General features: G+C 63.4%; 9 protein-coding genes. 7 read left to right on the top strand and 2 right to left on the bottom strand.

The features are described from left to right. The 5 genes from Q0579_RS02430 to Q0579_RS02410 all read left to right on the top strand — a co-directional run. Nucleotides 1-203 (top strand): hypothetical protein (locus Q0579_RS02430; RefSeq protein WP_298278723.1); only part of this gene is annotated, 203 nt, incomplete at its 5' end. A 277-nt stretch (nt 204-480) separates the two neighbouring features. Then, nucleotides 481-921: a hypothetical protein gene (locus tag Q0579_RS02425; RefSeq protein WP_298278720.1), complete on the top strand. Its 441-nt coding sequence runs from the start codon at nt 481-483 to the stop codon at nt 919-921. A 35-nt stretch (nt 922-956) separates the two neighbouring features. After that, nucleotides 957-1,325 carry a hypothetical protein gene (locus Q0579_RS02420; protein WP_298278718.1) on the top strand — a complete coding sequence of 123 codons (369 nt, stop codon included), beginning with the start codon at nt 957-959 and terminating at the stop codon, nt 1,323-1,325. A gap of 76 nt (nt 1,326-1,401) precedes the next feature. Continuing rightward, nucleotides 1,402-1,722: a hypothetical protein gene (locus Q0579_RS02415; RefSeq protein WP_298808733.1), complete on the top strand. Its 321-nt coding sequence runs from the start codon at nt 1,402-1,404 to the stop codon at nt 1,720-1,722. Between the two features lie 832 nt (nt 1,723-2,554). Continuing rightward, complete coding sequence (locus Q0579_RS02410) at nt 2,555-2,860, top strand: hypothetical protein (RefSeq protein ID WP_298808731.1); 306 nt, start codon at nt 2,555-2,557, stop codon at nt 2,858-2,860. A gap of 115 nt (nt 2,861-2,975) precedes the next feature. Here Q0579_RS02410 and Q0579_RS02405 read toward each other — a convergent pair whose 3' ends face one another. Further along, nucleotides 2,976-3,680, bottom strand: a complete 705-nt coding sequence (locus tag Q0579_RS02405) for a hypothetical protein (protein ID WP_298278709.1) — start codon at nt 3,678-3,680, stop codon at nt 2,976-2,978. Between the two features lie 386 nt (nt 3,681-4,066). Continuing rightward, complete coding sequence (locus Q0579_RS02400) at nt 4,067-5,221, bottom strand: IS110 family transposase (RefSeq protein WP_298278707.1); 1,155 nt, start codon at nt 5,219-5,221, stop codon at nt 4,067-4,069. Nucleotides 5,222-5,323: 102 nt separating this feature from the next. On the opposite strand from Q0579_RS02400, the gene Q0579_RS02395 reads away from it, so the two are divergent. Both Q0579_RS02395 and Q0579_RS02390 read left to right on the top strand, forming a co-directional pair. Continuing rightward, nucleotides 5,324-5,491 carry a hypothetical protein gene (locus tag Q0579_RS02395; RefSeq protein ID WP_298273752.1) on the top strand — a complete coding sequence of 56 codons (168 nt, stop codon included), beginning with the start codon at nt 5,324-5,326 and terminating at the stop codon, nt 5,489-5,491. Nucleotides 5,492-5,531: 40 nt separating this feature from the next. Beyond that, nucleotides 5,532-5,783, top strand: coding sequence for a hypothetical protein (locus tag Q0579_RS02390; RefSeq protein WP_298273750.1), 252 nt, complete (start codon nt 5,532-5,534; stop codon nt 5,781-5,783). Nucleotides 5,784-6,491 lie beyond the last annotated feature (708 nt).

The raw sequence follows: 6,491 nt of genomic DNA, 5'->3' as shown, positions 1-6,491 counted from the left end.
AGCGTCGCCGCGACGTCGGTGCCGCCCTCGGCGTCAAGAGCGAGGACGATCTGGCGCCGCCCTTCGGTGCCGATGGCAGCCCGGTCGATGGCGGCGCAGGCGACGAGGGTGGCTCGATCAACGACGGCCTCGGCGAGACCACGGCACCGGTCGAACCCGCTCCCGCGCGCGGTCGCCGTCGCCGCGAACCGGCCGACGCCTGACGAACTCGGCCGGCGCTTAAGCGCCGGCCCATCCCATACCGGTACGCCTGCTCCCCGCGATACCGGCCCGGCACATGGTGAACAGCCTCCCATCATGTGCCACTCAGGGGCGACGCTTCGGCGTCGCCCTTTTTTTGAAGAAATGGCTTGCAGCGCTGCTGCGCTGCCGCAAGACTCGGAAGCAAAAGAGAAGGGGGTACGCGGTATGACGTGCTGGCAAGGGGACGAGGAGAACTCGCCCGGGACCAGTTCGCCTCTACCCGATGGAGCTATTCCCATGGGCGACCGCGTATCCGTGTCGATAACGATCGGGGGCTCGCTCCCTGCTAATCTGGTCGACGACTTTGTAACCTTAGTTCAGGCCGAGAGACTTTCAATCGATTGGGGCGGCGAACCTTTCGATCGCTCCCAGTTTCCTGAGGACGGCCCGTTGCGGCTCTTTGGCCAGGAGATCCGGGACGGCGAAATCGCAGAAATCGAGGATTTCTGCTGCACGCACGACCTGCCATACCTGCGCTGGTCGGGCGGCGCCCCCTCCTTCGGCCCGGAGATCGTGGTCTGGAAGGGCAGTGGCGACCGCCTGCGCTTCGCCGCGGACGAAGAGGAGCACGTCGTCATCGACGCAGATGAAGCGAGCGAGCTCGGCACTTTCGAGGCCATCGCCGAGCATTTCGCCGACGGCAGCTATCAGCCTCCCGCCTTCCGGATTGCGGTGTAATTCGCCCGCATACCCGCCAACCGGAGGTTAGAACGATGCGCTTCGCTATCCTGTTGCCGCTGTTGGCCGCTGCCTGCGCGGATCCCGGTCCCACCAATGACCAGGCGGCGCGGCAAGCGGAAGAACAGGCGAAGCCGGCGCGGATCGCCGCCATGCTGAAGAAAGGGGACATCACGCTCTCGCGCGAACACCCCCGTCCTGACCTTTCCTCACGCCGCTGGTTCAAGGTTGAGGACCAGTACGGCTGCAAGTGGTGGATCGACAGCGGCAACAAATACGACACCCAGCAGATCGACGTTCGTCCCGACGGCGAAGCCAACTGCACCGACCCGAAGCACGCACCCGAAAAGCTCGACGTCTACCGCGACCGCAAGGGCGAGGTCGTCGACTACGACGAATTGTGAGGAGCCGACCATGACAGGCGACACCCATCCAGCGGTTGCGGCAGTATGCCGAGCCATGGCCGCCTCAAGGGCGAGAATGGCCCTCCTCGAGGGCGATCACCTCGACCTCGATACGACGATCGGCCTGCTCCACGATTACGCGTCGTCGGCGAGCCTCATCGAGGATCTACCCCTCCCACCTGATGACCAGGGGCTTCGCTCGATCGGTGCCACAGGCACCATGCTGATGCGGCTTTCCGAAACCCTCTCGACCTTGGTCGCCCGCGAGCGCGCCACCTCGGCTGCGGCAGCTCGCCAGCTCACCGCACGACACAAAAGCGACCGGAACGTCCTTGCGTCCCTGCTCGGACTCTCGATCCTTTTCAACGTTCTGCTGGCATTCGTGGCGCTGCGCTGATGATGCCGACGCATCCCGCCTATGGCGGGACCGGGCTCTAGTCGGCCCGATTTATCCAGTCGCGTACGAGGCAGGTCAAAAGACCCAAGCAGCCAACGACGCTGAAACAAAGCGCCGGCACCAAGAACCTAAGTCCATATATGGCCTGAAGCTGACGTGTCATCACGTCGATCGGGGAGAGTGCTGGCTCAGGCGTAGGCGAGCCAACAAAAAACATCTGCATCAGCGTCATAACAAGCCCGATGCCGATGTAAGCGCAGGCCCAATTTGGACTAACGAAAGGCTTTTCAATAAATCGAAACAGAAAGTCGACGTCCGGTAGTTCATTGCTCCTGCGTGGCATGGCTCCCTCCCTGCTGACGAGAGGGAGCCATAAAGACGGGTTCCTGTCTAGCCAGCGGTGACCAAGGGCTTGGGCACCCGCCTATGGCGGGACCGGGCTCTACTCGGCTTCGCCTCCCGGAGCCCCGCGAGCGGGTCTCCGCCCTGTCGGGTGACGATCCCTTGCAACCGCCGCGCGTCTCCACTCGACCAGGCACACAGCGCCTGACGGCGCCGGATGCGGTCTCGCTCCGGCCGCGCGTCGAACCAACCCAATACTTCTCTCTCATGTCGTCCAAGTTTGGCATGCGGAGTTGGCGGACCGTCAAGGACGAGCGGTGCCCCCAATTTTCACGACCCCGGCACTCCGCTGTGCTCCGCTCTGGGGCCGAGAAAATCGGCTCCCCCACTCGCGAGCGTCAACCGGGGTCCACGCCTTCGGCGCGGCTTCCCGGTTAACGTCCCTGACGGCCCTGACCGCCGCATGCCCGGGCGGAACCGCCATCGGAAAATGGAGGTTGAAATGGCAGGCTTTCAAATCACTTTCTTTCGCACCGCGCTGAAGGCGGGTATAGAACCCGACGAGGCGCAACATCTGACCGAGGTTACGGAGGACTTCATCGTGAGGACCGTGGATACCGCGAACCGCGATCTCGTGGCGCAGCTCAAGACCATGAACGGCAAGCTCGACAACATCGACGGCAAGTTCGAGAACAAGGTCACGCTGAGCCGCGTCCAGCTGGCCGCGATCCTCGGGATCGCCGCGATTGGCGGCACAGCGGGGCCTCTGGCGCTAAAGATGATCGGCCTCGGCTGATACGACAGGGGGCTTCGGCCCCCTCACATGGTGAACACTGAATCAAGTGACTGTTGGAGGCGCGGTGAGCGAAACTGCAGGCGCTTCTCATCGAGAACGCTGGGTGACAATGAGTTCATTTTCGTGTGACCGAGATGCTCGTGCAGACGACGAAAACCTGCCCCATCGCCTCGTTGATCTTGGGGCACCTAGCCTCGATCCGATCGCCAGGTTCGATATCGCCCAGCTCACGCGTGCCCTGCTCGTCGAAGCCAATTTCCAGTCGTTTGCCAGTCTTCGTAGATTGGGCGACAAGGATGCCCGTTCCCAAAGCTTCTCGAACACGAACTGCTTTCGCGCTGACTATGGCAGTCTTCCCTTCAAAATACTGAGCAGCGCCAATCTGGTTCTGGGCGTATCGTCTCAGTATCTCATCGATATCTACACGTACTTCATCGTGTATCGATGGCACAGCTGGATCAGCCACAGCTGCTGGCTCATCAGTTTGCGCTGCGATCACACTTGGCTTTGGCTTCCGAGTTTCCTCTGCATTGTCTCGCCCTGTCATTAGCGCGGACACGGTTGCAAAGGTGAATAGGATCAACGCCAGAGAGAAGTTTGCCTTCCGATGCATCTTACCAAGAGGTGTCTTCTCAACAAAAGCAATTCCTGCGTAAAGGAGTGCGATGATAGGGATCGGCCACGGCGAGATCCCTATGAGGTTCGTGATTATCGGTCCGAAAATTGCGACAGGTATGCCGAGACAGCCGCATCCGGCCGCTTCCTTTAACTGCTCGGATATAGGCGCCTCACTGCCGCCCTTAACGTCGTTTTCAGCCACTGCGTCCGTTCCCTTAGGTTCGCACGATAACCGGTTGGCGAGCGGGGGCAATCCTGCTCGAACCAGACAAGCCGCCCTACACGGCTCGCGACGTGCTCTGCCGACGGTTTGATTCAGTCTCTCGTTCTACGTCATTCGGTTTATCGTCGATATCGGATCGCTGGTCTGAGCCTATTGCAACAAGCGTCCCAGTAACCGGTCCGCTCTAACCTCACATCCGGTCGCCGCTCGTGCGCGGCCGCACCACAATCCCGCTTGCGTCGGGTCTGGCTCAGGAGACGGGACCAACCTTTTTGTCGGCGAATGAAGCCAAGAGGGGCCGACGGTCCGTCCACCTGGATCCGGCAGGGGCGATGCCCTGCGGGAACTCGTATCGGGTGACTTGCTCAGGCCGCCTTCAGCATCGCGCCCTGCGGCACAACGCCAGCCGAACTGAACTGCCACAGCGCGATCAGCAGCTTGCGGGCGAGTGCCACGATCATCACCCGGCGCACGCGCCCGCCGTTCGCTTGCACCCTCGCCGCGTACCAGCGGGTCAGCTCCGACTCCGGTTGGTGCCGCAACCATAGCCAAGCGACCTGGATCATGGTCACGCGCAGCCGCTTGTTGCCCGCCTTGGACACGCCCTGCTCGCGGTCCATGCTGCCGCTCTGCCATGGTGATGGTGCCAGCCCTGCATAGCAGGCGACCTGCCGCCTGTTGCTGAAGCTGCGGAAGAAAGCCTCGGCGTGCAGCACGCCGGCGAACTCAGGACCGATGCCGCGCAGCTGAAGCAGGCGCGCGCTGGTCGGCTCGGTTGCATCGTCCGCTACCGTCTCCAGCATCTCGTCGCGTTCTCGCTCGACCTCCTTGATCTGGCGCATGACCAGCTCCAGCCGGTCCAGCTCGCGCTCGATCTCGCGCTTCACATGGCGGGGCAGCGGCCGCCCGTCGCCGGTGACCAGCTCCTCCAGCCGCGCGCGCCGGTTGGTGCGCAGCGGCTCGTAGTCGCCAACCCCTTGCGCGAACAGCAGGCCCTTGACCCGGTTGATGTGGCGGATGCGCTCGACCACCAGCGAGCGCCGCTCGCGGCAGATGCGCCGGCGGTCCTCGTCCTCAATGCTGGGTACCGTCACCATCGCACAGACCCGCGGCTCTCCGCGCTTGTAGGCGAGCAGCGTGCGGACCAGCGCTTCGCCGTCCAGCTTGTCCGTCTTCGCGCGCCGGCTCCGCCGCGACGCCGCGATCGAGGCGGCATCGACGACATGGCTCTCGATGCCCTCGCGCACCAGGCAGCGGTGGATCCAGAAGCCGTCCAGCCCCGCTTCCTGGATGACGACCAGCGGGTACTGCTCGCCTGTCCGCTCCCGCGCCTTCGCCTGCAACTGCGCGAACCGCTCCATGAGCGCCGGCACGTCACCGCCCTTCACCTGGTGGCGAGAGATGCGCTCGCCGCGGCCCGGCGACAGCGACGTCACCAGCCAAGTGGAACGGCTCAGCTCCAGCGACACAAAGATGGCGTTCAGCTGCGTGCTGACGGCGGCATGGGACGGAACGGACACAGGCGATCTCCTTCACGACAAAGCGGGAAGGTCAGTCTGCCTCAACCGGCGCCAGCCCGCGCCCATGGGATCTTTTTTGATCGCTCGCCAACAGGAGCGCGCATGCCGATCACGTCGCTTCACACGGTCCTTGCGTTCCTCCTGCTGGTCCAGCTTTGCGCGCTTGGATACGCATTCAAGCAGGACTCGCCGTTCATCTACGCACAGGGCATCCTCTTCGGCACTTGCGTCGGATATCTCGCCACGCAGAAGGCGCCAACCAAGCGTTGAACCGCCCCTCAAAATAGGAACGCCATCAAAGGAGATCGTCATGCGCCGATTCCATACCCGCGATCTGCTCCTCGCCGGCCCGGTCCTTGCCGCGTGCGTCTGCTATGTTCTGGCGTACCTCACCTGGGACGACTTCCCTCTCGGGCCGAACCCGCAGGACTACATGATCGCAGCGGGCAATGTCGCTCTGCTCATGCTGCTGCCTCTCGGGTATCTGTGGCGTCGTGACCGCCGCATCGCAGAGCGCTCGATGACAAAGGGCGCTCGCCCGATGGGCGGGACCGGGCTCTAATCGGCTGCGCCTCCCGGAGCCCCTGACGGGTCTCCGCCCTTCGGGTGACGATCCCTCGCTGGAATCCTTGTGGCACGTCCCGCCGGGGACGGCGGGACCGGCCTAGTCGGCCCTGCGGGCCTCCCGGAGCCCCATAGGGAGGGGCTCCGCCCTTCGGGTAACGGCCTCGCGCAAGGACGTCCCCGGGGATTTGCTGTTAACCCGGCCCGGAGCGGGCCGGGGCAAATCCATGACGACGATCCCGCTGTTAACCCGACCGCGAGAGCGGTCGGGGCGGGATCGATCAACTCTCTCTCATTTCGGCATCGGACCCAGCCTCATCGCCATATTCTGACGGGCCTCCACGACTTTCTCAAGGACGGCGGGGCCCCACCATTTTCTTTGGCGCCGCGCCGGCAGTCCTGCTTGTCGAAGGTGGCGCGGCGCCAAAGAAAATCGTGACCCCCACCGCCGCTAAAGCGGCGCGAGGCTTTGCCTCGCGTCCCTGACAAAGCCGCTCCGACCCGTCCGATGAGATTTCATCTTATCCAATACCGGATGAGAGAGCGTAAGCATTGGAGGCTTCAATGGCTACTTTCAACAACTTCTCGGATCTGGCCCGCACGATGGCTGACACCCGCGCGATGCAGATCGCCGACGAGACGAGGGCGGACGAGCGCGTGCAGCGCACCTACGAGGGTTCGTTCATCGAGGGCAGCGAGATGGCGA

This window comes from uncultured Sphingomonas sp. (assembly GCF_936927845.1).
Classification (GTDB): Bacteria; Pseudomonadota; Alphaproteobacteria; order Sphingomonadales; family Sphingomonadaceae; genus Sphingomonas.
Note: the sequence above shows the minus strand (reverse complement) of the source record. Positions and strands in the feature narration are given on the sequence as shown.